The organism is Shewanella corallii, assembly GCF_023349125.1.
In the GTDB taxonomy this organism is placed as follows: domain Bacteria; phylum Pseudomonadota; class Gammaproteobacteria; order Enterobacterales; family Shewanellaceae; genus Shewanella; species Shewanella corallii.
In genome coordinates, this window is record NZ_JAKIKT010000002.1 from 182725 (window position 1) to 207086 (window position 24362).

Here is a 24362-nt window from a genome sequence, read left to right on the forward strand (position 1 = left end):
CCCTTCATCTAAATAATCACGGTCGTCACTTCATAGGCCCGTCGCTTGGCCGCATCACTACCATTGGTGAACGCACACTGACCGAACTTAGCCACCGCCGCACTGCCATCGCTGACGGCGCGAATCCCCCGCCAGGAGATAATCACTGTCACCTCACCTGTCGCACCATCGACCAAAACACACCCTTGAGCATTGTCCAGGCCACCCACACTGGTGTTGTTCACGACCTCAGTGCTCCCGGTAAACAATGATTCCCACTGATAGAGGTCCCAGGCTTGGGTCTGCGCATTGTCACAGACCACGTTCGCCCCAACCGCAACGTCACAACTAACAGGAGGTACCGAGAGTCCGCCGGTATAAGTCCCGGCATAGCTGACCAACTGCCCTCGGTTGAGTTTCATACGATTAATAATATCCGACGCCAGATAAGCAGCCTGAGTTTGCTGAAATGATTCGTAGCTGCCACGCTTAGCAACCACATGAAGATTGAATATTCCGATCAACCCTATGGTCAGGATGATCAAGGCGACCAGCACCTCAATCAAGGAAAATCCGGAATTAGAGCGACTCATGGTGTCAAATCTCCTGAAATCGCCAGTTTTCTGACGGTGCCTTTTGAATGTTTTCGTTATAATTCTGCTAATTAGTCCAATAGTACTCGAGTTAATGCTATATGACCAGAATGTAAAGCGCCAGCAACATTGACATCTAAAATAACCACGATTTTCAGCATTTGGCACTACCTAATCAGATTTAAATTATCCCTTCTGAGTAATAAATATAAAAAAGAGGCCGAAGCCTCTTTTTATACCTGTAACGAAATAAATTTCTTATCAGCGAAGTTCAGCCGGAACAGCAAATACGACGTCCTCTTTGCGCCCTTCAACTTCTGTTATAACGCTTGGAGCCCGCTGCGCAATAGCTTCAACCACCTGCTGAACCAGAACTTCAGGAGCCGAAGCACCTGCCGTCACCGCAACTTTAGCCACACCGTCAAACCAAGCCGCATCCACATCGTCTTTGTTGTCGACCAGATATGCCTGAGTGCCGGCCTTCTGAGCCAGCTCCCGCAAACGATTGGAATTAGAGCTGTTTTTGGAGCCAACAACAATCAGAAGGTCGACGTCTGAGGCCATCTTGCGCACCGCATCCTGACGGTTTTGAGTGGCATAACAGATATCATCCTTACGCGGACCTTCAATAGATGGGAACTTGGCCTGCAGCGCCTCAATCACATCCATAGTGTCATCGACAGACAGAGTGGTTTGGGTAACAAAGCACAGGTTGTCGGGATTTTTCACTTCCAGCGCTGCAACATCCTCAGGCGACTCAACCAGATACACACCGCCATCAGAGTTACTGTACTGACCCATGGTGCCTTCCACTTCCGGATGCCCCTCGTGGCCAATCAAAATACACTCGATGCCCTTACGACTTGCACGGGTCACCTGCAGATGCACCTTGGTTACCAGCGGGCAGGTCGCATCAAACACCTTAAGACCTCGACGTTTGGCCTCGGCACGAACCGCCTGAGAAACACCATGGGCGCTGAAGATCACTATGCTGTCGTCCGGTACCTGATCAAGCTCTTCAACAAACACCGCCCCTCTGTCCTTCAGGTTTTGTACAACATATCTGTTATGCACGACCTCGTGACGAACATAGATAGGCGGAGAGAACAGCTCAAGTGCGCGCTCAACGATACTGATAGCCCGATCCACACCGGCACAGAAACCACGTGGATTAGCCAGCATAATATTCAGCTTGGCACTTTCAGGGATTTGAGTTGGGTCTTGCATAAATTAAAGTACCTGCATCACTTCAAGTTCGAAGGTCACCTTCTGTCCTGCCAGTGGATGGTTCAAGTCCACAGTCACTGAATCTCCAGCGACTTCACGGATAATACCGGGGATTTCAGCGCCTCCGGGACCGGCAAAGCTGACTATCACACCGGGTTCCAGTTCCATATCGGCAGCAAAGCGTGTCCGATCGAGATGATGAACAGCATCAGGGTTGGCCTCACCAAAAGCATCTGCAGGTTCCAGGGTAAAGCTGTGCTTATCCCCTTCAGCCAAACCATTAAGCTGGGCTTCAAATGCCGGGCTCAGACTGCCATCACCGATATTCAATCTGGCTGGCTTTCCTGACGCCTTGGTACTGTCGGCAGTGGAACCATCAGACAGCAAAATATTCATATGACACAAAAGTGCACGCTCAGACATCCAGTTACTCCTTAACTGCGGGATCCGTGTCTTTTTCTTGTTTCGGCGCATTGTCTTGTGGTGCACGGAAAGCATCCCAGATAATCAAGGCTGCCCCCACACAAATGGCCGAGTCGGCGATATTGAAGGCCGGGTAGTGGCTGGTCTTGTAATAGAAGTCCAGAAAATCCACCACATAGCCGTGCATCAGGCGATCAATCAGATTGCCCAATGCCCCACCAATCACCAGGGTATACGCCAGATTCAAACGCCATTCGGACTTACTCTGACGCCTCAACCACAGGGTCAATACCACGCTGAAACCTACGGCGATAACGGTAAACAGCCACCGCTGCCAACCTCCTGCATCGCTCAAAAAGCTGAACGCCGCGCCATAGTTTCGTACATAAGTAAAATTGAAGAATGGCAGAATCTCAATTGACTCATAAAGGTCAAAATTCGCCAATACCCATTGTTTGGAAAGCTGGTCTGCCAGGAAGACCAGCACCACTACCCAGTACCAGCGCAAGCCGCTGTCACGCCAGCTTGCGGGGCCCTTGTCCATACTATCGGCCATAGTGGTGCTCTCCAAATCAGGCGAACTGGCGATCTTCGCCTTCGCCTTCTATGTTGGTTACACAGCGCTGACACAGAGTTTCGTGTCCGGCGATGGTGCCCACTTCTTCACGGAAGTGCCAGCAGCGCTCACACTTCTGGCCTTCGCTCTTGGTGATAGACAGCTTAAGAGAAGCCAGCTCAGTTTCTACGGCATCAGTCGCATCAGCCAAAGGCAGCACAGTCACCTTGGAGGTCAGCAGCACAAAGCGCAGCTCATCGCCAATCTTGGCCAGTTCAGCAGCCAGAGCTTCATCTGCATACAGAGTGACTTCAGCTTCCAGTGAACCACCAATACGCTTGTCACGGCGTGCCTGTTCAATCACCTTGTTCACTTCGCCACGAACGGTCAGCAGCTGCTGCCAGTACTCGTCACTCAGGTCAGAGTCCAAAGTCACGGACTTAAGACCGTCATACCAGTGTTGGGTGAACACATAGTTTTCACGCTGGCCTGGCAGCAACTGCCAGATTTCATCAGCGGTGAAGCTCAGGATTGGGGCAATCCAACGAACCATAGCTTCGGAGATCAGGTACAGAGCAGACTGACAGCTGCGGCGGGCATGACCTTCGCGCTTGGCGGTGTACTGACGATCCTTGATGATATCCAGATAGAAAGCGCCCAGCTCAACAGAGCAGAATTGCATCAGCTTCTGGGTCACAATGTGGAACTGGTACTTATCATAAGCAGCCAGCAGCTCTTCCTGCAGTGCAGCCGCGCGACGAACCACCCAGCGATCCAGGGCAACCATCTCTTCCATCGCAATCATGTCAGTTTCAGGGTTGAAACCGTTCAGGTTTGCCAGCAGGAAGCGACAGGTGTTACGGATACGACGGTAAGCATCGGCGCTGCGATTGAGGATCTCATCAGATACTGTCATCTCGCCGCTGTAGTCAGTGGCAGCAACCCACAGACGCAGAATGTCGGCACCCAGCTTGTTGGTCACCTGCTGTGGCGCAATCACGTTACCGATAGACTTGGACATCTTGCGGCCCTTACCATCTACGGTAAAGCCGTGGGTCAGAACCTGCTTGTATGGCGCCTTGCCGTTCATGGCGGTAGACAGCATCAGAGACGACATAAACCAGCCGCGGTGCTGGTCCGAACCTTCCAGATACAGGTCAATATCGGCACCATGGAATTCAGGACGGGCTGCAACTACTGTCTCGAAGGTAGAACCAGAGTCATACCATACGTCCAGAGTATCGGTCACTTTGCGGTACTGATCCGCTTCATCACCCAGCAGTTCTTTCTCGTCGAGATCCCACCATGCCTGGATACCTTCCTGCTCTACGCGGTTGGCAACACGCTGCATCAGGGATACTGACTCGGGGTGCAGTTCTTCAGTGTCGCGATTAACGAACAGAGTGATAGGCACACCCCAGGTACGCTGACGCGAAATACACCAGTCAGGACGGTTCTCAACCATCTTCTCGATACGGCTCTCACCCCATTCAGGGATCCACTGGGTATCTTTAATCTCAGTCAATGCCTGGCTGCGCAGACCCTTGTTATCCATAGAGATAAACCACTGTGGTGTGGCACGGAAGATAATTGGGGTCTTGTGACGCCAGCAGTGTGGATAGCTGTGACGGTAAGCTTCATAGTGAAGCAGAGCGTCGGTTTCTTTCAGCTTCTCAACTACTGCATCGTTAGCTTTAAACACGTGCATACCGGCGAAGAACTCAGTGTCCGCCTTGTAAACGCCGTTGTCGCCAACCGGGTTAGCGACTTCAATGCCGTACTTCTGACCCACAACAAAGTCATCCTGGCCATGGCCAGGTGCAGTGTGCACGATACCGGTACCCGCATCAGTGGTTACATGGTCGCCCAGAATGGCAGGTACGTCGAAGGCATAGAATGGGTGCTTGAAGCGAACCAGCTCCAACTCTTTGCCCTGAACGCGGCCCAGCACTTCGAAAGACTCGGCGCCAAAACGGCTCAGACAGGCTTCATGCAGAACATCAGCCAGGATCAGTGCACGGGTTTGACCTTCAACTTCATACTGAACCAGCACATAGTCCAGCTCAGGAGCGATAGACAGGGCGCGGTTGGCAGGCAGAGTCCATGGAGTGGTCGTCCAGATCACCATAGACACTGGCAAGGCAAAGCCTTCTACGCCGAACTTAGCCGCAACGGCAGCGCTGTCAACAGCTTCAAATGCTACATCGATAGCAGGAGAAGTCTTGTCTTCGTATTCAACTTCCGCTTCAGCCAGGGCCGAGCCACAGTCTGTACACCAGTGAACCGGCTTAACACCTTTGTTCAGGTGACCGTTTTCAATCACTTTAGACAGAGAGCGAATGATGTTGGCTTCAGTGGCGAAATCCATAGTCAGGTATGGCTTGTTCCAGTCGCCCAGCACACCCAAACGGATGAAATCTTCTTTCTGACCTTCAACCTGAGTACGGGCATACTTGCGGCACTCTTCACGAAACTCACCGGCAGAGATCTTCTGGCCTGGCTTACCGACCTTCTGCTCAACCTTCAGCTCGATTGGCAGACCGTGGCAGTCCCAACCAGGAATATAAGGCGCGTCAAATCCAGACAGGGTCTTGGACTTGATAATAATGTCTTTCAGGATCTTGTTTACAGAGTGACCAATATGAATGCTGCCGTTGGCGTATGGAGGGCCGTCATGCAAAATAAAAGGCTTGGCACCGGTGCGGCTTTCACGGATTTGTTGATACAGGCCGTCCTGGGTCCAGCGCTTCAACATTTCCGGCTCACGGTTGGCCAGATTGCCTCGCATCGGAAACTCGGTTTCCGGCAAATTCAAAGTAGATTTATAGTCGCTCATTGATCCTATACCATTAATTCAGCAGTCAAAATTGCTGCTGATTCAGCTAGCGTCGTTGTTAAATAAAGCCTTGGCTTCATCCACATCTTTTAAGATTTGTTGTTTCAGTGCATCCAGGGACAGGAAAGGCTGTTCATCCCGGATTTTGGCCACCAGTTCAACTTCAATTTGTTTGCCATAGATGTCGCCATCAAAATCAAACAAATGAACTTCCAGCTGGCATCTCTGGCCATTCACTGTGGGGCGGAAACCAATATTGGCCACCCCTTCATAGATATCGCTGTCCTGCCACCAAGCTTTGATGGCAAATACGCCACGTACCGGCACCACTTTACGTTTAAGTGCCACGTTGGCGGTCGGGAATCCAATAGTGCGGCCAATCTTCTGACCGTGCGCCACTTTACCACTGATGGCAAAAGGATGTCCCAATAATCGCCGCGCCTGCTCGAGATTACCTTTGGCCAACTCATTACGAACCGCAGTTGAACTGACCCTGTGGTCACCGATTAAAAAGCTCTCAGTGCTGTCCACGGCAAAACCATTCTGTTCTCCGGCGCGACACAACATGTCAAAATCACCACGACGATTCTTGCCGAAACAAAAGTCATCGCCAATCACCAGATACTTAATGCCCAGCTGTTTGACCAATAATTGGTCGACAAACTCGTCGGCATCTATGTTGGCGAACTTATGGTTAAAGTTGACACAAATCACCCTGTCGACACCCAACTCTTCCAGCAGCAAGAGTTTATCCCGCAACAGACTGAGGCGGGCCGGCGCTTCCGCCCCCCGAAACAGTTCCTGAGGTTGGGGTTCAAACAACATGACAGTCGCAGGCAATTTATACTGCTCGGCCTTGGCGAGCAACTTGGCGATAACCTTGGCATGGCCACGGTGTACACCGTCAAAGTTCCCGATCGTCAGCACACAGCCATGGTGTGCCGGCAAAATATTGTAAATCCCGCGGATAAGTTCCATGTTTTTTGCTATTCCACGACCGCTCAACGTAAATTGGCGGATTATATCTCAGCTGTTATTCAGAATCAGCACCAGCTTTCAATTTCCAGGGACGAATCCCCATAAATATCAAACTAAGTACATATACCGCAGCGCCACCCAAAATCAGTTTGGTCAGCTCCAGTCCACGTTGACCTATGTGCCAATCCAGCCAGATTTGCTGCCCAGGTAACATATAGAGCAAGACTACCACCATTGCAGCAGTCGCCAGCACAACTTTTGCGAAGAACACCCAGGTTCGGCGGCTGAATTGGTATACCTGTTTCTGTTTTAAACCATGATAAAGCAAGCTGGCATTCAACAGCGCCGACAAGGACGTGGCGATGGCTAAGCCGACATATCCAAAAGGCACAGCAAAGATCAGGTTGAATAACATATTGCTGACCATGGCGATGATACCGTAACGCACAGGAGTTTTGGTGTCCTGACGAGAGTAATAGCCTGGTGCCAGTACTTTCACCATCATAAAGCTCAACAAACCTGCGCCGTATGCCATCAAGGAATAGGAGGACATCTCTACATCAGATATGGTGAACGCGCCACGCATAAACAACACCATCAACATGGGTTGAGCCAGCACAATCAAGCCCAGCATGGCGGGCATCCCCAACAGCAGGATTGCCCTGACTCCCCAGTCCATAGTGGAAGCAAATCCTGCGCCCTCTTCATTCACATGTTTCCTCGACAACGCAGGCAAAATCACAGTCGCGATGGCGATTCCAAATAATCCCAGCGGAAACTCAAGCAAACGGTCCGAGTAATACAACCAGCTGATTGAACCTGTTACCAGGAAACTGGCAATCAGAGTGTCCAGCAGCAGGTTAATTTGCGATACAGAGACCCCAAACAGAGCGGGCAACATCAGAGTGCGAATTTTGACCACTCCAGGATGGTTCCAACCCCAGGTGGGTTTTACCAGTGCGTTTTCCCTCATCAGGAATGGGATTTGAAACAGGAACTGCACCAATCCGCCCAGAAATACGCCGATACCCAGGCCTATTTCTGGCTGCTCCATACCCGGCGCAATATAAATAGCGGCACCAATAATAGCGACGTTCAAAAAAACAGGGGTAAAGGCAGATACAGCAAACCGGCCACGGGCATTAAGGATTGAACCAGCCAGAGCTGTAAAGGTGATAAACCACAGGTAAGGGAACGTAATCTTCAACACCAGTGACGCCAGCTCGAACTTGGCACCTGCAGGCTCATCATTGACCCAGGCCATAAACCAACCTGTACCAAATATTGCCGCAATCACAGGTGAGGCAATGACCCCCACCAATGTCACTATGGTGACCAGAAAACCCAGAGTACCCGCGACCTTGGAAAGCAATTCGCGGGTGGCCTCTGGCGTCTCTTTTTCCTGATACTCAGTTAATACCGGAACAAAGGCCTGAGCAAATGCACCTTCAGCAAACAATCTACGCAGGAAGTTGGGGATTTTATTGGCAAAAAAGAATACATCGGCACTGCTGCCAGCCCCCATTAAATTAGCGATTACCACATCCCTGACCAAGCCCAGGACGCGGGACACCAGGGTCATGGCACTGACGATCATGCCCGACCTCAACAACTTCTTACTCAAAATACCCCCTGAGAAGATCGAAAGATTAGCTCAGAGCCGCAAAATTTCCTTTTGGACTCTGTCACACAGCCTGAATTGCTGGTAGAATTGCGCCACATTTTACATGAGTTGGGCTGAAGATAGCCAAGCTGGGTTGGATAAATTTATCTTTATGATGGATATTCCGCCCCTGCCATTGACAAAGTGGCAGAATGCAGGCATATTCCTCGGCCTTTAAAAGTTTAATCCCATTTTTAGGAGTTGCACCTTGGCTAATAGCAAGACTGCAAAGAAGCGCGCGCTTCAATCTGAAAAGCGTCGTCAGCACAACGCCAGCCGTCGTTCTATGCTGCGTACCTACGTTAAAAAAGTAATCGCTGCTGTTAAAGCTGGCGATCACGCTGCTGCTGTTGAAGCTTTCGCTGCTGCACAACCAATCGTTGACCGTATGGCGACCAAAGGCCTGATCCACAAGAACAAGGCTGCTCGCTCTAAGGCTCGTCTGAACGCTAAGATCAAAGCACTGGCTGCTTAATCTGTCGCTCAGATAAAAAAGAACCGGCTCAGGCCGGTTTTTTTATATCCCGGAATTGCCTAAGCAAAACCGGGATTTGTTTTTTCTATACCTTACTGGCTATAGATGTCGTGCAACAGTTGAATCACTGCTTTCACTTCTTCACTTTTCAGCGAATAGTAAACTGTTTGCGCTTCCTTGCGGGTCGCCACCAGGTTGTCCTTACGCAACCATGCAAGATGTTGGGACAAGGCAGACTGGCTTAACCCCAGTTTCTTGTTCATCTCCCCTACACACATCTCACCTTCGTTGAGCAGATAGCACAGGATAAACAGACGGCGTTCATTAGCCAGTGCTTTAAGAAGGACAACAGCGTGATCAGCTCGTTGCTGCATTATTTCGATATTCATGACGAGCGTTTTCTCCTAATACAAACCCCTCACTAATATAGCTTCGCCTTACTGAGTTAGTCGGGACATAAACCACACTTTTTGCTAGATTGTTTTCAGAAATGGGATGTACGTAAAAAAATTCAGGGAAACTCATGAAAAGCAAACAAGTGATATGGCTTCCGCTGGCATTTTTATGTCTGTTAACCGCCTGCCAATCGGACACATCAAATCTTAAAAATCAAAATGTTGCGTTGCAATTGCAGCAAAAAGCTCTCGCTTCCGACCTCGGATATCAAATTGTCGAGTCGCTGACTGTTGAAGTCGGTCCGCGTATGGCTGGCACAGAGAAGGACATACAGGCTGTTAACTGGGCTGTAACCAAGTTAGAGAGCCTGGGATTCGATAAAGTCTATAAAGAGGCTGTAGAAGTTCCGGTTTGGGTGCGGGGTGATGCGAGTGCCTATGTGACCGCACCATTTACTCAGCCTTTGGTTATTACCGCCTTGGGAGGCAGCATCGCCACGCCGGAGAAAGGCGTCACCGCCGAAATAGTCAGATTCGACACACTCGATGCGCTGAAAGCCGCATCAACACAAGAGGTCGAGGGTAAAATCGTCTTTATCGACCACAAGACCGAACGCCATATCGATGGCAAAGGCTATGGCATTACCGTGGGGGGGCGCAGTAAGGGGGCAGTAACCGCCGCAGAAAAAGGCGCTGTCGCCATCGTCATTCGCTCCATAGGCACTGACAGCGACCGCATGGCCCATACCGGCATGATGCGTTACAAAGAGGGCGTGCCACGTATTCCAGCTGCAGCCATGTCCAACCCCGATGCTGACCTGATTAATGGCATGCTGAAGCGAACAGACTCAGTCACACTGCAACTCTATCTGTCGCCAGAAAGTCGCGGTACAGCCACATCCTACAATGTGATTGCGGAAGTGACCGGCAGCAGTAAACCCGAAGAAATCGTACTGATAGGCGCCCATCTGGACTCCTGGGATGAAGGCACGGGAGCCATTGACGACGGCGCAGGTGTCGGCATTGTCACAGCAGCAGCCAAGCTGATTCAGGAGCTGCCACAAAAACCCGCCAGAACAGTGCGTGTAGTGCTCTATGCAGCGGAAGAGATTGGACTTGTAGGTGGCAAAGCCTATGCCAGGGACCACCAGCAAGAGCTGGCCAAACACTATATCGCAGCCGAGTCAGATTTTGGTGCGGGACGCATATACCGTCTGGATGTCAGAGTTAATGATAATGCCTTCGCCGATATCCAGTCACTTACCGGCGTTATGGCAGAAAATGGCGTGATGCCGGGTAACAACGAAGCCAATGGAGGTCCTGATGTCTCTATGCTGCCTGACTATGGCGTGCCGGTCGCGACCTTGAGACAGGATGGGCGGGACTATTTTGACTATCACCATACGCCCAATGACACTCTGGATAAGATAGATCCCGCCGCTTTGGCGCAGAATGTCGCAGCCTACGCCCAATTCGCCTGGCTGATGGCACAGTCTGAGGTTGAGCTTCGCCCTATTCCCGCTAAGCAGGATAAGTAAAGGATCACAGCTTCAGGCAAACAAAAAGCGGCCAATGGCCGCTTTTTTATATCTGCAATCGAGCCTGATTACTGCTCATCCCGCAGAAATACCGGTGACAGCTCAGTCGATTCAGCCTCACTGTAATAGTAACCGGCCACATCAAACTGCTTCAGAGCATCCAGGCTTTTGATATCATTTTCGATAATGTACCTTGCCATCATGCCTCGGGCTTTCTTGGCAAAGAAGCTGATCACCTTGTACTGGCCATTCTTCAAATCCTTGAATACCGGCGTCACGATTCTCCCAGCGACTTTGGCTGACTTAACCGCCTTGAAATATTCATTGGACGCCAGGTTTACCAGTATGTCGTCGCCCTGCTCTGCCAGAGCCTGGTTAATCTCGTCAGTGATGACTTCACCCCAGAAGGCATAAAGGTTCCTGCCCTTCGGATTGGCCAGCGAAGTCCCCATCTCCAAACGGTAAGCCTGCATCAGATCAAGCGGCTTGAGCAGTCCATAAAGCCCGGACAATATCCGCAGGTGCTGCTGGGCCTTATCTACGCTTGCAGGTGACAAGGAATCTGCATCCAGGCCTGTATATACATCACCACGGAAGGCATACAGAGCTTGTTTGGCGTTTTCAGGCGTAAAGTCAGGATGCCACTCGGTAAAGCGGGCTACGTTCAAGCCAGCAATTTTATCGCTGACCTTCATTAGCGAAGCGATATCTGCCGGCGTCAGCTCTCGACAAACAGAGATCAATTCCTGGCTGTATTCCAGCAAAGTGGGTTGAGTGTATTTGTCCGTTCCCGCAGGGTTGTCATAATCCAGCGTTTTAGCCGGTGAAACCACAATCAGCATGTTGCCGCCTCCATATCATCAATAGTTCAATCATACTGAATAGATACGAAAAAACCACGCACACTGGGCGTGGTTTTTCAGATGCCCCCGTCCGGTTTTACCGAACGGGGTCAGCCTAATCAGGCTTTATCAGAGCTTTGTTTGGACAAATCCTGCCAAACATCCTCTTCAACCTGACCGTTCAGTTCAGGGAACTTGCTGCGGTCGAACTCTGGCGTCTTACCGGCACGTACCTGATCGCGGTAGTCATTGATCACGCGCACAGCCAAACCAGACAGCAGCAACAGCGCGATAATGTTCACTGTGGCCATCAAGCCCATAGATACGTCAGCCAGGTTCCAAACCAGGCTGATCTTGGCTACGGCACCAAACATCACCATGCCCAGCACACAGATGCGGAACAGAGGCAACACACCTTTACGGTTACCGGACAGGAACAGCACGTTGGTCTCAGCATAGGAGTAGTTGGCGATGATAGAAGTAAAGCAGAACAGCAAAATCGCTACAGCTACGAAGCCACCACCCAGTACACCAACATGTTCAGTCATGGCGGTAATGGTCATCTTGATACCGTCGGCACCGGCAGTCACATCGCCGGACAACAAAATAATTGCTGCAGTGGCAGTACAGATAACGATAGTGTCAGAAAACACGCCCATCATCTGCACAAAACCCTGAGAAGCCGGATGATTTGGGTTTGGTGATGCACTGGCTGCTACGTTGGCCGCCGAGCCCATACCCGCTTCGTTAGAGAACAAGCCACGGGCAATACCCGACTGCATCGCCTGAGCAACGGTGTAAGCAACACCACCGGCAGCAGCTTCCTGCCAACCAAAGGCACTCTTGATAATCAACTCAAATACCGCTGGCAGCTTCTCAATGTTCATCGCCACCACCACAAAGGCGATCAGAATGTAGGCCAGAGCCATCACAGGGACGATGATTTCAGAGACTTTGGCTACCTTACGCAAACCGCCAACGATAACGAAAGCAGAGGTGATAACCAGGAAAATACCCATATACAGTGGGCTGATATCGAACACAACTTCCATCGCACCGGTAATAGTGTTCGCCTGTACAGCGTTAAACACCAGACCAAAAGCGATGATCAGGAAAATAGAGAACAGCACGCCCATCCAGCGTTGGCCCAGACCTTTTTCCATATAGTAAGCAGGACCACCGCGGAACTGACCTTCGGCATCACGGGTTTTGTAAACCTGTGCCAGAGTCGATTCCACCATGGCAGTGGCCATACCCAACATGGCAATCAGCCACATCCAGAACACAGCACCAGGGCCACCGGCACCAATTGCCACGGCCACACCGGCCATGTTACCCGCACCTACACGGGCAGCCATACTGGTACAAAATACCTGAAATGAAGACAAACCACTGTCACAGCCCTGGCGGCTCATAGACATGATTTTGATTGAGTGTTTGAAGTAGGTGATTTGAATAAACGCCAATCTCAGCGTGAAAAATAATCCGGCACCGACCAGTCCGTATACCAGAAGCTTGCCCCATAGCAATGCGTTCAGGAAATTTACTGTTGTTTCTAACATATCGTTTTACTTCTTCCCGTACCAAGGCGCCGCTGAAGCCTTCAGCTCCGGCGGTGCTTGTAGTGAATGAATCCTTCCAAATGAAAAGACCTGGATAGCAGTTTGCTGTTATTCAAGTTATCAATCCGCGAGCGTGTTTTGTCACGGTTACTGCATCCGACGGGGCAAAATAGCATAGTCATTTCCAAAATCCGCATGATCAAGTTCACAATTAACCATTTTACCGACACTGACATCACAGCCCCTGAACACAGTTAGCCATACTTTCCAACAAACCAACATCAGGATCACAGATCTGACAAAGCCGGGACAAAGCACTGATAAGGCAGGGTGGGAGCCGTTCAGTTTATGTTAATCAAGTGGCCGTCAGACTTGTAGATTAGAAAAAGGTGAAGCAAAGGGTACAACATCCTGCTTCAACATAAAACCGCCACAGGAGGGCCAGGGAAGACAGAATAAAAAGAAAGTGAATGTATATTGTCAACCACGATCAAGAACAACAAAAGACCAACAGATGGCCCACTTTTTGTTGCCATTGGTCATTTATATGTAACAATGTACGGGCAAAAACATATTTGCGGGGGTAATTCACTATACTTCCAAGCCCACCCAGCAAATCGTGAAACGGAGATTCTGCAGTTCGATATTTCCGCATCGACATCAATAATGGAGAAGATATGATGAACAGAATGCTATCTGTTGCGTTGCTGTCTGCGTTGATCCCTGCCTCTTTGGCAGCCAATGCAAAAGACGATGATGGTCTGAGCCCCTGGTATATCGGTGCCGGTGTTGGCGTCAACGACTATGAGTACAACTTCCCTGATAAGATCAATCAGGAAGATGACCCCTATGCATGGGAAGCCTTCGTCGGTTATCAGATGAGCGAGCACTATGCCTTCGAAGTAGGCTATCGCAATCTTGGACGTGCGACCTGGGTGGACTGGTCAAACAATCAAAATGATGCCGGCGCCCGCGGTCTGAGCCTGAGTCTGGTAGGCACAATTCCCATCTATGGTGATTTCCACGCCATCGCCGAAGCCGGTGCCATGCACTACACCTTAAAGAACAATCGTAACTGGGGTGCCAACCAATACAGTGATTCAGGCTGGTCTCCCTATGCTGGTCTGGGTTTAGGTTACTATATTACTGACAATATCCAGCTGGCAGCCAAATACCGTCGTTACGGTAATCTGGAAGATGACAGATATAACACTCTGGATATGGACAGTAACTACTGGGGTGCAACCATCGCTTACCGCTTTGGCAGTGCCAGTAAACCTGCTCCGACCCCACCACCGGTTGTAGAAGAAGTGGTTATCACTGATGCCGACCAGGATGGTGTACCGGATCGTGTGGATCAGTGTCCGGATACGCCTGCTGAATATATGGTAGACAGCAACGGCTGTACTGTGTTTGAAGAGACAGTTCAGAACCTGCATATCGATGCGAAGTTTGCCAACAACTCTGCTGAGCTGGATAAGTCCTCTATGGATGAAGTCGCTATGCTGGCTGAATTTATGAAGCAAAATCCAAAGTCTACCGTGCTGATTAAGGGCTTTGCTTCCAACACCGGTAACCCTGACTACAACATGCAGTTATCGCAGCGCCGTGCCGAGTCTGTAGCCAGAGCGCTGGAAACTGAGTTTGGTATTGCAGCAAGCCGTATCTCTGCCCGTGGTTATGGTATTACCCAGCCACTGATCCCTGGCACCTCAAAAGAGGCCAATGAAGCGAACCGTCGTATCGAAGCAGATGTGACAGTCGTAGATATGGTACCTACGTCAAGGTAATTCAATTTCAAAAAATTGATAATCAGATCAAGCCGCTGCCAGTCAGCGGCTTTTTTGTTGGGAGATCCCCTGCACTTTTATAATCACAGGCAGTAAACTGAACACCTAATTTGAAGCGACTCCCTGTAGTAAAAGGGGCATCCAGCCGTACTTTCTCAGGTAAATGAAATTTGTGTCATTTTTGTAGTTTTTTTTCAACAACGGTTGGAAAAGAGTGCAAAATCGCTTCTAATACTGACCAGCAATTAATAGCTAAGGCTGTCACTGAGAAGGATATTTTTTCCATGGCCAATACACTCGAGCAACTGAAAGCCCTCACCACCATCGTTGCAGATACCGGCGATATCGAAGCCATCAAACGATACGCGCCACAAGACGCCACGACCAACCCATCTCTGGTACTGAAAGCCGCGCAAATCCCTGAATATGCTCCACTGATTGAAGATGCTATTGCCTTTGCAAAAAGCCAGAGCGAAGATCTGCAACAGCAGATTGAAGATGCCGGTGACAAACTGGCAGTCAATATCGGTGTTGAGATCCTGAAATATGTTCCGGGTCGCATCTCTACCGAAGTTGATGCCCGTCTGTCTTTTGATAAAGAAGGCTCAATCGCCAAGGCTCACAAACTGGTCAACCTGTACCAGGCTGCCGGCATAGATAAGTCCCGTATTCTGATTAAACTGGCGTCCACCTGGGAAGGCATCTGTGCCGCCCGTGAACTGGAAGCTCAGGGTATCAACTGTAACCTGACGTTGCTGTTCAGTTTTGCACAAGCCCGTGCCTGTGCAGAAGCCGGTGTTTATCTGATCTCACCATTTGTTGGCCGTATTCTGGACTGGTACAAAAAAGAAACCGGTAAAGAGTACACAGCGGCTGAAGATCCGGGTGTAGTGTCTGTCACTGACATCTACAACTACTACAAGCGTCATGGCTATAAAACCGTGGTAATGGGCGCCAGCTTCCGTAACACAGGTGAGATTATCGAGCTGGCAGGTTGTGACCGTCTGACCATTGGCCCTTCACTGCTGGAAGAACTGGCCAACAGCGAACAAGCCATCAGCGCCAAACTGACCGCAGCAACTGAAGTGGTTGCACCGGGCGCGTCTATGACGGAAGCCGAATTCCGCTGGGAATTGAATCAGGATGCCATGGCAGTAGAAAAACTGGCCGAAGGTATCCGCAACTTTGCCATTGATCAGGGCAAACTGGAAGAAATGCTGATCGCTCGTCTGCAAGGTTAAGCTAAAGGAGTGCATGATGACCAAACTGACGGAAAGTCAGAGCTGGCAAGCTTTATCACAACTCAGTCAGCAGGTTGCGCATATGCGCAGCCTGTTCGCCAATGACCCTCAGCGCTTTGAAACCTACTCATTCAAAGCTGCGGGTCTGATGCTGGACTACTCTAAAAACCGTATCGACGCTGAGACGCTGAAAGCACTGCTGGCCCTCGCTGAAGAAGCCGGGCTGCAGCAGAAGAAAGCTGCGATGTTCAATGGTGAAATCATCAACACCACCGAAGGTCGTGCTGTACTGCATACCGCGCTGCGCGCCGCTGCAGATGCCGATGTTAAAGTTGATGGTGTCAACGTGGTTCCTGAAGTTCAGCAAACGCTGAACAAAATGGAGCAGTTTGTCGCTTCAGTGCGTGATGGTGAGTGGAAAGGCTATACGGGTAAAACCATTACTGATGTTGTCAGCATTGGTATCGGCGGCTCTTTCCTGGGCCCCAAAATCGCCTCAGAAGCCCTGCGTCCATATTGGACTGAAGCTCTGAAGTGCCACTTTGTTGCCAACGTTGATGGCACAGCCATTTGTGAAAAACTGAAGAAACTGGACCATGAAACCACGCTGTTTATCATGTCCTCCAAATCATTCGGTACACAGGAAACCCTGACCAATACCCTGACAGCCAAAGATTGGTTCCTGGCAGCGGGAGCCTCTCAGGCTGATGTAGCCAAACACTTTGTTGCGGTGACTTCCAATGTGGCCAAAGCCACTGAGTTTGGTATTGATGCCGGTAACATCTTCCCTATGTGGGACTGGGTTGGTGGTCGTTACTCTCTGTGGTCAGCCATTGGCCTGCCAATTGCCGTGCTGATTGGTATGGACAATTTCAGAGCCATGCTGAGCGGTGCGCGGGAAATGGATGAACACTTCCTGGAAGCGCCTTTGGCAACCAATATGCCGGTTATCATGGGAATGTTGTCAGTGCTGTATGGCAATTTCCACGACGCTCAATCCCACGTTGTACTGACCTATGATCACTATCTGCGTGGTCTGCCAGCCTACTTCCAGCAGCTGGATATGGAAAGTAATGGTAAGCATGTCACCCTGTGTGGTGAACAGGTTGACCATTCAACCGGTCCGGTAATCTGGGGTGGCGAAGGCACCAATGGTCAACACGCCTACCACCAGCTACTGCATCAGGGTACTGCGCTTATCCCGGCTGACTTTATTATGCCACTGCAGAGCCATAATCCTGTTGGAGAACACCATGCTCAACTGGCCTCCAACTGCTTTGGTCAAACTCAGGCATTGATGCAGGGCAGGACTTTTGAGGAATCGCTGGCAGAACTGTCCTCTTCCTCTCTGAGTCAGCAGGAGCGTGAGCTTATCGCCAAACATAAGGTGATGACAGGTAACAAGCCGAGCAACACCATCCTGATGGACAAACTCACTCCAGAGACTCTGGGTGCGCTTATCGCACTATATGAGCACAGAACCTTTGTTCAGGGCGCTATCTGGGACATCAACTCATTTGATCAATGGGGTGTAGAACTGGGGAAAACCCTCGGCAATGATGTACTGGCCCGTCTGGGTGCAGATACAGATGCAACCGAACTCGATGCATCCAGCAACGCACTGATAAATATGTTCCGAAAAGGAAACATTTGATTTAAAGCCGGCAATCGCCGGCTTTTTTCTTATTCACCAACCAGTTGACCTTCATTACCCCTCCTCAAAAAGTTAACCGTAATAACATTTCTGCAACATTTGTATTGCATCCTGTCCGACGACTGTGGTATTTAGTTCCCAACAGATACAAAAAACAGGAGGTCGCCATGGACCGTTTGGATTATGGAAGTGCACTGGATTCTGTCGTTGAAAAGCCAACTCGCTCCCGCGGCTCAAACAAGAAGCGTAAGTGGCGTGAGATTGAAGCACTGAAGGATAAGCGACGTTTGCTAAAAGAACTTCAGGATATCGACAGCAGCCTGGATTACGATATCGACGATATTCTATAAACACAAAAGCGCGCCAATTGGCGCGCTTTTTGGTTCTGCATTCGTTAGAGTTTTAGGCTACTCACTGCCCGATTCGCTTACCATAGCCCGCAGCCTGTGGCACTCTACCGAGACCTTGTCACTGAACAGCGGGTCGTGGATCAGCATTTCCTGACAGAGATCTGCCACGGCTTCCCATCCCTGCTCTGAAATATGCTCCCTAAGCATAGGAAACACTATCTCCTCCTCATACTGCATATGACTTCTTTGCTGTCGGATAAATTGCTCAAGTTCGGTTTGCAGCAGCTCAGTTGTCACAGGCTGGTCGTTCAGCACTTGCTGCAAGATTTGATGAAGTGACTCTGTAGACTCAGTCAGTGCCTTATGTTGGCTTAGCATTCGATCTGACAATTCAGCCTGGGGAGTGTTGTCACTGTAGTAGCGATACACAATATCCTCCACCGGGTGATGACTGTGTTCGGAATATGCCAGCATGTATTCGATCACATCCATCATAATGCGAAAGTTCACAGGCTCAGCCAGCACTAATTGCTGTGATTGCTTTGCCAGTATATTCAACAACACACTGATGTTTTTGTGGTCCTGCTGTAAACGCTTAAGCATACTGCGCCTCTCTGGCTGGGTTGGTCTGTAGTGACTCTCAATATACCCAGCCGGACCTGCCCCTGCGGTTGACCTCGATCAACAAAAGCGCAACATACCTGAAATGTAAAAAGGAAGGCTAAGCCTTCCTTTTTATGCTGCCCGGCACTTTATTACTGCCCGGACTCAATCTCCTGAATAACTGAGTTAAGAGACTTCTGTAGCCTGACGAATGCATCTCCGGCAGAGTTGGCCTCCTTGAGATGGCGCTCTACCAACCCTGAAAAGTACTCTTCCTGCTCCAACGTCATATCCAATACATGAAAACTGCCGCGGATATCCGTGGTGATATTAGTCAGCGCCTTACTGAAGCGCTTATCATTTTCCATAATGGAAGTTTTCACACCGGCGAGTAGTCCCTGAATTTTATCCAGCACCATCTGCAAAGTTTGCTGACGCTGGATATCCAGAACCCTGGCTTCCAGGCCTTCGATTATCACAGCAATCACATCCCTCAGTCGGCCGTACAAGACTTCATCGTCAAGCGGCATATTCTTGATAAGGAAAGACACATGCTTATCGTTGCAGATAGTACGACTGCCAAAATCGTATAAGCGCCCTTGTTTATCCAACAATTCAAAGATATTGGCTTCGATGGGGCTGATGGCGGTATTTTCAGGCACATAGTACTTTGGCTCACCTACCCGGATCTCCAGACAGGTTTTCAGATTGAGCTGCTGCATTACGTCAAAAAACGCCTTGGCGAGATCATCAAAGTTGTCACACAAAAAGCACTGACGAAAGAACTGCATCACGCTGCCGTATTGGGACGACTCTGTCATTGACTGGAACGCCATGTCTCTGGACATGCTTTCCGACTGCTTGAGCATCTTTTTCTTGGCCTGATAGCTCGCCACAGCAGCCGTTTTTGCAATCAACTCTTTAAGCTCGAAGGGCTTGGCAATAAAGTCCACGCCGCCGGCATCATAGGCTCTGAGACGCTCATCCAGAGTGTTCATGCCTGAGACAAACAAAACAGAACTGTCTGTCCCATTCTCCACCAGCTCTTTACACAGGGTAATACCATCCTTATCCGGAAGGTTAATATCCATTAAGATCACTTCCGGGTGCTCATCATGGATTGCGACTTCGTAATCCCGGGCGTTGTAAAAGACTCTTAATTCATAGTCATCTTCCAGCACCTCTGCAATCAGCTGGCAATAATCCCTGTCATCATCCACGACCCATACTGTCTGCATGCTCATTTATTCACCCTCTCTCTCGACAAAACTTATCCCTGCCTGCTTTAACGCATTGGAGAAGCTCTCCAAATCAAATGGCTTGTTGAGCACCTGGTAGGGCATCTCCTCTTTTTTGGTCACCCCAATATCATGAATAAACCCGGATATCAGCAGCACTTTCAAATCCGGAGTATTCTGATGCAGTGTCTGAGCAAGCTCGTACCCGTTCATCCCGCCCGGCATCAACACATCGGTAATCAAAATATCTATTTCACCCGCGTCACTGCCATAGCGGGACTTCACCTGTAAGGGGTCGCTGAAGCTCTCAACTTCAATGCCTAACATGCCGCAATAGTCTGACAGCACCTGTAACAGCTCAACTTCATCGTCAACCACCAGAGCTTTGAGCTTACCTTCAACCTGTAACGTCCTTGGCGACTGCTGTCGTGGCTCTGTCAGGGACTTATTGACCTGCTCAACATCTGAAGCAGGGAACCATAGCCTGAATTCGGTGCCCTCCGGGCCGGTATCTATCACATTCATGTAACCCTTGGATCGTTTAACAAACCCATAGGTCATCGCCAACCCAAGCCCAGTCCCCTGACTTTTGTCTTTGGTCGTAAAGAAAGGGTCATAGATTTTCTCCAAAATCTCAGGGGGAATACCGGTACCTGTATCGCGCACTGAAATCCAGACATAGCGGCCGGGCTTAATATTGGTACTGCCTCCTGGCCCCTGAATAACACCTTCGATATCTTCTTCACCAGTACGAATGATCAGCCTACCTTCGCCGCCCATGGCATCTCTCGCGTTAATGGCCAGATTCAACAACGCGTCCTCCAGATCGCCTTTATCGACCCAGATATCTGAAGACACACTTGATGCCAGATCGATGTTGATACTGACACTGGAGGTGAGGGATTTTGAAAATAGATCTTCAAGGCCTGAAACAATCTCATTGACGCTACAATTACAGGCGTTAAATTGTTCCTGCCGGGAGAACTGCAACAGCCTTCGAGTAAGGTCGGTTCCACGTTGGCAGGCCTTAAATGCGGTATTAAGATACTTCTCGAGCTTCTCGTCCCGGTTTTTCAGCTCCATCAATTCGATATTACCCTTCATTACGCCAAGGATATTATTGAAATCGTGAGCAATACCACCAACCAACTCGCCTATCGCCTGCATTTTTTGGGTTCTGGCCATAGCCACTTGCATTTTCTTCTGCTCAGTCCGGTCCCTTCCCACAAGTGCAAATAAGCCCGGCTGCCCATCATTACCCAACTGCACAAGGTGAATGAACAGTAATGCTTTTTCACCATCAGCCCTTTCGAGCCAAAACTCACCATCAAACTCCTCTTGCGCCTCAAGCGACGCCATCAAAGATGCAATGTTTTCATCCTCAGTATTGTTAGATTTGAATATTTTTGCCGTGGGATGACCTATTAGCTGTGACCTTGGATATAGGCTGATTGAGGTGGCAGCCGCATTGGCATAAATGACGGTGGATTCTCCAGTGTCGGCAAGATTCAACACCAAAATCATATCTTCGCTGTTGCTGACCACTGACCGGAAAATTTCAGCGTCATAGCCACACAGGTTGTGCTGACCGCTTTGTGCTCGCCAGCTTCGGGTCTGAGGAGCAAGCATGCCCATTAATGACTGTGCTAAAGGTTCATGATGCTCCATCAGGAACTCCAGCCAATAAGCCTGGGGCTCACGGAAAAACATCAGTGTATTGGTACTTGGTAAAGGCCAGACTACAAAAGAACGCCATCTATGAACTACCGGTCCCTGCTCTGCGAACGGCCAATCTCTAACCTCTTTCCAAAGCGACAAAAAGCGTACTGTGTCATGACACCAACATGCCGCATGCTCCGGCATCTCAGCCACAGAGATTGAATTTACGTCTACCAGCAGTACAGCGCTTGACTGGCTTAACTCGGCAAACTCTTGACAGACAGGAAGTAACACATCATCTCCCAGAATAAACCTTGCCTGGAGCTTCCCTATTTCAGCCAATACCAGCGAAAACAGCGCTGAGTCAGAGGTTTGAGTTGAGGATTGAATCGCGTTAGAGTCCATTCTGCTGTTCCATCTGAATCCGTTTGGATAAGCATAGTTGAAGTCTCAAATGCCGCGACTACATCCACATAAAAAGTAAGCTTTTAAATGAAAAATAAACTAACGAATGACACTTCGGACTCAGATGGGCATGCTCCCCTGTACATTGGGGCTCATGTCAGTATGGCTGGAGGGTTACACAATGCGGTCACCAATGCTGTTGATATTGGCGCTTCCGCATTTGCATTGTTCACCCGCAATCAGCGTCGCTGGCAACATACTCCACTGAGCAATGAAGAGATTAGAAGTTTCAGGGATTCATGTGAAACCCACGGCTTTCAGTCCGCTCAAATTTTGCCTCACGACAGCTACCTGATTAATTTGGGGCACCCAGACCCAGAAGGTTTGGAGCGCTCCCGCAGCGCTTTTATTGAAGAGATGGAACGCTGTCAGCAATTGGGGCTGACCATGGTGAACTTTCATCCCGGCAGCCATCTAAAGAAAATATCAGTGTCTGAGTGCCTGACGCGTATCGCCGAGTCCATCAACCTGGCACTGGATACAACTCAGAACGTCTGCGCCGTGATAGAAAACACGGCAGGCCAGGGTTCCAATCTGGGCTATAGCTTTGAGCAATTGGCAGAGATTATCGACAAAGTGGAAGATAAATCCCGGGTCGGAGTTTGCCTGGATACCTGTCACATGTTCGCTGCAGGCTATGACCTGAGGACCAAAGAGACTGCCAAACGGAGCTTTGATGAGTTCAATAAGGTCGTCGGCATGCAGTACCTCAAAGGTATGCATCTGAATGACAGTAAGAATCAGGTAGGAAGCCGGGTGGACAGACATGATTCATTAGGTCAGGGCGAGATTGGCTCGGCTTGTTTTGAGTATATTGCGGCTCAGCCCTGGAGCCGGGGCATTCCCTTGATTCTCGAGACCACCAGGCCCGAGCTTTGGTCAGCTGAAATCAATCAGATGCGCTACTGGGCAAAACAGCAAGCAGGTTAACAGCCGGGTAAAACAAAAGGCGTGCTCCCTGCACGCCTTTTTGGTTTTCACCTGAAGCTTTCAGGCTATTATCCTTAAGCCAGTCGGGCAAAAAGATACTCTTTAAGCACGGTAAACTCCGGCAGCAAAGTCACCGACAATACAGGCTTACCAGCAACATCTGCCAGCGCTTCTGGGAGGGGTAAATCCAGCTCAAGCTCTCTGTCCACCACATCCTTAAACTTGGCGGGATGAGCCGTTCCAAGGAACAGACCCTTTTCGCCTTCACCCAGCGCGCGAGACAAAGCCTGCGCCGCAATCGCACCATGGGGCTCACTCTGATAACCGGCTTTATATAATTGTGCCAAAGCCGCGCTGGTTTCCGCTTCCGACAGGGCTACACCACTGAGAACCTCATCGCCCCACCCTTGTTGCTTGCACAAAGTCTCCACTCTGGGCCAGTTACTTGGGTCAGACACATCCATGGCATTGGACATGGTGGCCTGAGTCGGATTCACCTGCCACTGACCCTCAGCCAGATATCTTGGCACAGTATCATTACTATTAGTTGCAGCCACAAAACGTGCCACAGGCAAGCCCATCGCTTTGGCCAACAGGCCCGCGGTTAAATTACCGAAGTTACCACTGGGCACGGATATCACTGGCGCCTTGCCTGGGTTGGCCTGTCTGAACTGAGCCACGGCTTCAAAGTAATAACAAACCTGCGCCAGCAAACGACTGATATTGATGGAGTTGGCTGAATTCAAACGCAAACCGTTACGAACGTCAGCATCCTCAAAGGCCTGCTTCACCAGATCCTGACAGGCATCAAAATCACTGGTAACCGCCACAGTGTGAATGTTGCCGCCAAGTGTGGAGAACATCTTCTCCTGCAGCACGCTGATTTTGCCCTTGGGATAGAGCACTACCACCCGGACCTTGTCCAGACCATAGAAAGCATCGGCTACGGCTGCGCCGGTATCACCTGAGGTGGCAGTCAAAATGGTTAGTGGAGCGTCGCCGGCAAGATGGTTAACGCACTGCGCCATAAAGCGGGCACCAAAGTCCTTAAATGCCAGCGTCGGCCCATGGAACAGCTCCAGGCACCAGCGTTTGCCATCGACTTTGGCAAGGGGCAGCTCAAAATTGAAGGCCTTGGCAACCAAAGCGTCACTCACTTCGCGCTCTATCTCTCCTTGCAGCCAAAGATGAATAATCTCCTGACTGCGCTCGACAAAAGGCTTTGCCAGTAGAGCGTCAATATCATCGACCTGAGGCACCTCAGCCGGAAAAAACAGGCCTCTGTCTTTACCTAGCCCCAGCTGCACAGCCTCTGAGAAACTTACCTTCTGTGACGGATGTTTTAAGTTATAAAGTTCCATTGTA

Annotated in this window: 21 protein-coding genes; 7 read left to right on the top strand and 14 right to left on the bottom strand. The window is 50.0% G+C overall.

The genetic code is table 11. The annotated features are described in order from the left end of the window. Positions 1 to 8: 8 nt before the first annotated feature. The 7 genes from pilV to murJ all read right to left on the bottom strand — a co-directional run bounded on the left by pilV (position 9) and on the right by murJ (position 8216). Positions 9 to 572 (bottom strand): type IV pilus modification protein PilV, encoded by a 564-nt coding sequence (gene pilV, locus L2725_RS06090; protein WP_115135733.1) that lies wholly within the window; start codon positions 570 to 572, stop codon positions 9 to 11. 261 nt (positions 573 to 833) lie between these two features. Next, the gene (gene ispH, locus L2725_RS06095; RefSeq protein WP_205407294.1) at positions 834 to 1763 is read right to left on the bottom strand and encodes a 4-hydroxy-3-methylbut-2-enyl diphosphate reductase; all 930 of its coding nucleotides are present in this window, start codon (positions 1761 to 1763) and stop codon (positions 834 to 836) included. 39 nt (positions 1764 to 1802) lie between these two features. Continuing rightward, positions 1803 to 2222, bottom strand: coding sequence for an FKBP-type peptidyl-prolyl cis-trans isomerase (gene fkpB / locus L2725_RS06100; protein ID WP_249248150.1), 420 nt, complete (start codon positions 2220 to 2222; stop codon positions 1803 to 1805). Positions 2223 to 2226: 4 nt separating this feature from the next. Beyond that, a complete protein-coding gene (gene lspA / locus L2725_RS06105) occupies positions 2227 to 2766 on the bottom strand; it encodes a signal peptidase II (protein WP_249248645.1) in 540 nt (179 codons plus the stop codon). A gap of 28 nt (positions 2767 to 2794) precedes the next feature. Continuing rightward, the gene (ileS, locus tag L2725_RS06110) at positions 2795 to 5614 is read right to left on the bottom strand and encodes an isoleucine--tRNA ligase (protein WP_249248151.1); all 2820 of its coding nucleotides are present in this window, start codon (positions 5612 to 5614) and stop codon (positions 2795 to 2797) included. Positions 5615 to 5656: 42 nt separating this feature from the next. Further along, entirely contained in the window at positions 5657 to 6592 is a 936-nt protein-coding gene (gene ribF / locus L2725_RS06115) for a bifunctional riboflavin kinase/FAD synthetase (RefSeq protein WP_115135737.1), read from the bottom strand. Between the two features lie 55 nt (positions 6593 to 6647). Further along, entirely contained in the window at positions 6648 to 8216 is a 1569-nt protein-coding gene (murJ, locus tag L2725_RS06120) for a murein biosynthesis integral membrane protein MurJ (protein WP_249248152.1), read from the bottom strand. A gap of 247 nt (positions 8217 to 8463) precedes the next feature. Between murJ and rpsT the strand changes: the two genes are divergently transcribed. Next, positions 8464 to 8730, top strand: a complete 267-nt coding sequence (gene rpsT / locus L2725_RS06125; protein ID WP_115135739.1) for a 30S ribosomal protein S20 — start codon at positions 8464 to 8466, stop codon at positions 8728 to 8730. Positions 8731 to 8822: 92 nt separating this feature from the next. Here the strand turns inward: rpsT and L2725_RS06130 are convergent, their stop codons facing one another. Further along, complete coding sequence (locus L2725_RS06130; RefSeq protein WP_115135740.1) at positions 8823 to 9119, bottom strand: ArsR/SmtB family transcription factor; 297 nt, start codon at positions 9117 to 9119, stop codon at positions 8823 to 8825. A 134-nt stretch (positions 9120 to 9253) separates the two neighbouring features. On the opposite strand from L2725_RS06130, the gene L2725_RS06135 reads away from it, so the two are divergent. Then, a complete protein-coding gene (locus L2725_RS06135; RefSeq protein WP_249248153.1) occupies positions 9254 to 10663 on the top strand; it encodes a M28 family peptidase in 1410 nt (469 codons plus the stop codon). 68 nt (positions 10664 to 10731) lie between these two features. On the opposite strand, the gene yaaA is transcribed toward L2725_RS06135, so the two are convergent. Both yaaA and L2725_RS06145 read right to left on the bottom strand, forming a co-directional pair. Continuing rightward, a complete protein-coding gene (gene yaaA, locus L2725_RS06140; RefSeq protein WP_249248154.1) occupies positions 10732 to 11505 on the bottom strand; it encodes a peroxide stress protein YaaA in 774 nt (257 codons plus the stop codon). Between the two features lie 119 nt (positions 11506 to 11624). Beyond that, on the bottom strand, positions 11625 to 13067 hold the full coding sequence (locus L2725_RS06145; RefSeq protein WP_248935038.1) for an alanine/glycine:cation symporter family protein: 1443 nt from the start codon (positions 13065 to 13067) through the stop codon (positions 11625 to 11627). A 677-nt stretch (positions 13068 to 13744) separates the two neighbouring features. Between L2725_RS06145 and L2725_RS06150 the strand changes: the two genes are divergently transcribed. From L2725_RS06150 to L2725_RS06165, 4 genes are all read left to right on the top strand, one after another. Beyond that, the gene (locus L2725_RS06150) at positions 13745 to 14857 is read left to right on the top strand and encodes an OmpA family protein (RefSeq protein ID WP_249248155.1); all 1113 of its coding nucleotides are present in this window, start codon (positions 13745 to 13747) and stop codon (positions 14855 to 14857) included. A gap of 284 nt (positions 14858 to 15141) precedes the next feature. Beyond that, positions 15142 to 16098 carry a transaldolase gene (gene tal / locus L2725_RS06155; RefSeq protein ID WP_249248156.1) on the top strand — a complete coding sequence of 319 codons (957 nt, stop codon included), beginning with the start codon at positions 15142 to 15144 and terminating at the stop codon, positions 16096 to 16098. Between the two features lie 16 nt (positions 16099 to 16114). Beyond that, a complete protein-coding gene (pgi, locus tag L2725_RS06160; protein WP_249248157.1) occupies positions 16115 to 17752 on the top strand; it encodes a glucose-6-phosphate isomerase in 1638 nt (545 codons plus the stop codon). A gap of 167 nt (positions 17753 to 17919) precedes the next feature. After that, positions 17920 to 18102: a DUF3545 family protein gene (locus L2725_RS06165; RefSeq protein WP_115135748.1), complete on the top strand. Its 183-nt coding sequence runs from the start codon at positions 17920 to 17922 to the stop codon at positions 18100 to 18102. A 57-nt stretch (positions 18103 to 18159) separates the two neighbouring features. Here the strand turns inward: L2725_RS06165 and L2725_RS06170 are convergent, their stop codons facing one another. From L2725_RS06170 to L2725_RS06180, 3 genes are all read right to left on the bottom strand, one after another. After that, positions 18160 to 18705 carry a hemerythrin domain-containing protein gene (locus L2725_RS06170; protein ID WP_249248159.1) on the bottom strand — a complete coding sequence of 182 codons (546 nt, stop codon included), beginning with the start codon at positions 18703 to 18705 and terminating at the stop codon, positions 18160 to 18162. A 152-nt stretch (positions 18706 to 18857) separates the two neighbouring features. Further along, the gene (locus L2725_RS06175) at positions 18858 to 19949 is read right to left on the bottom strand and encodes a response regulator transcription factor (protein ID WP_249248160.1); all 1092 of its coding nucleotides are present in this window, start codon (positions 19947 to 19949) and stop codon (positions 18858 to 18860) included. Continuing rightward, positions 19950 to 22007 carry an ATP-binding protein gene (locus L2725_RS06180; protein WP_249248161.1) on the bottom strand — a complete coding sequence of 686 codons (2058 nt, stop codon included), beginning with the start codon at positions 22005 to 22007 and terminating at the stop codon, positions 19950 to 19952. Positions 22008 to 22094: 87 nt separating this feature from the next. Here L2725_RS06180 and nfo point away from each other — a divergent pair, with 87 nt between their 5' ends. Then, entirely contained in the window at positions 22095 to 22997 is a 903-nt protein-coding gene (nfo, locus tag L2725_RS06185; RefSeq protein ID WP_249248162.1) for a deoxyribonuclease IV, read from the top strand. Between the two features lie 74 nt (positions 22998 to 23071). Here the strand turns inward: nfo and thrC are convergent, their stop codons facing one another. Beyond that, positions 23072 to 24358: a threonine synthase gene (gene thrC, locus L2725_RS06190; protein ID WP_249248163.1), complete on the bottom strand. Its 1287-nt coding sequence runs from the start codon at positions 24356 to 24358 to the stop codon at positions 23072 to 23074. Positions 24359 to 24362 lie beyond the last annotated feature (4 nt).

What these genes read in the sequence shown, in the direction of transcription:
- pilV (WP_115135733.1), bottom strand. Translation starts at nt 572, where the DNA reads ATGAGTCGCTCTAATTCCGGATTTTCCTTGATTGAGGTGCTGGTCGCC.
- fkpB (WP_249248150.1), bottom strand. Translation starts at nt 2,222, where the DNA reads ATGTCTGAGCGTGCACTTTTGTGTCATATGAATATTTTGCTGTCTGAT.
- lspA (WP_249248645.1), bottom strand. Translation starts at nt 2,766, where the DNA reads ATGGACAAGGGCCCCGCAAGCTGGCGTGACAGCGGCTTGCGCTGGTAC.
- ileS (WP_249248151.1), bottom strand. Translation starts at nt 5,614, where the DNA reads ATGAGCGACTATAAATCTACTTTGAATTTGCCGGAAACCGAGTTTCCG.
- ribF (WP_115135737.1), bottom strand. Translation starts at nt 6,592, where the DNA reads ATGGAACTTATCCGCGGGATTTACAATATTTTGCCGGCACACCATGGC.
- L2725_RS06130 (WP_115135740.1), bottom strand. Translation starts at nt 9,119, where the DNA reads ATGAATATCGAAATAATGCAGCAACGAGCTGATCACGCTGTTGTCCTT.
- L2725_RS06135 (WP_249248153.1), top strand. Translation starts at nt 9,254, where the DNA reads ATGAAAAGCAAACAAGTGATATGGCTTCCGCTGGCATTTTTATGTCTG.
- yaaA (WP_249248154.1), bottom strand. Translation starts at nt 11,505, where the DNA reads ATGCTGATTGTGGTTTCACCGGCTAAAACGCTGGATTATGACAACCCT.
- L2725_RS06145 (WP_248935038.1), bottom strand. Translation starts at nt 13,067, where the DNA reads ATGTTAGAAACAACAGTAAATTTCCTGAACGCATTGCTATGGGGCAAG.
- L2725_RS06150 (WP_249248155.1), top strand. Translation starts at nt 13,745, where the DNA reads ATGATGAACAGAATGCTATCTGTTGCGTTGCTGTCTGCGTTGATCCCT.
- tal (WP_249248156.1), top strand. Translation starts at nt 15,142, where the DNA reads ATGGCCAATACACTCGAGCAACTGAAAGCCCTCACCACCATCGTTGCA.
- pgi (WP_249248157.1), top strand. Translation starts at nt 16,115, where the DNA reads ATGACCAAACTGACGGAAAGTCAGAGCTGGCAAGCTTTATCACAACTC.
- L2725_RS06165 (WP_115135748.1), top strand. Translation starts at nt 17,920, where the DNA reads ATGGACCGTTTGGATTATGGAAGTGCACTGGATTCTGTCGTTGAAAAG.
- L2725_RS06170 (WP_249248159.1), bottom strand. Translation starts at nt 18,705, where the DNA reads ATGCTTAAGCGTTTACAGCAGGACCACAAAAACATCAGTGTGTTGTTG.
- L2725_RS06175 (WP_249248160.1), bottom strand. Translation starts at nt 19,949, where the DNA reads ATGAGCATGCAGACAGTATGGGTCGTGGATGATGACAGGGATTATTGC.
- L2725_RS06180 (WP_249248161.1), bottom strand. Translation starts at nt 22,007, where the DNA reads ATGGACTCTAACGCGATTCAATCCTCAACTCAAACCTCTGACTCAGCG.
- nfo (WP_249248162.1), top strand. Translation starts at nt 22,095, where the DNA reads ATGAAAAATAAACTAACGAATGACACTTCGGACTCAGATGGGCATGCT.
- thrC (WP_249248163.1), bottom strand. Translation starts at nt 24,358, where the DNA reads ATGGAACTTTATAACTTAAAACATCCGTCACAGAAGGTAAGTTTCTCA.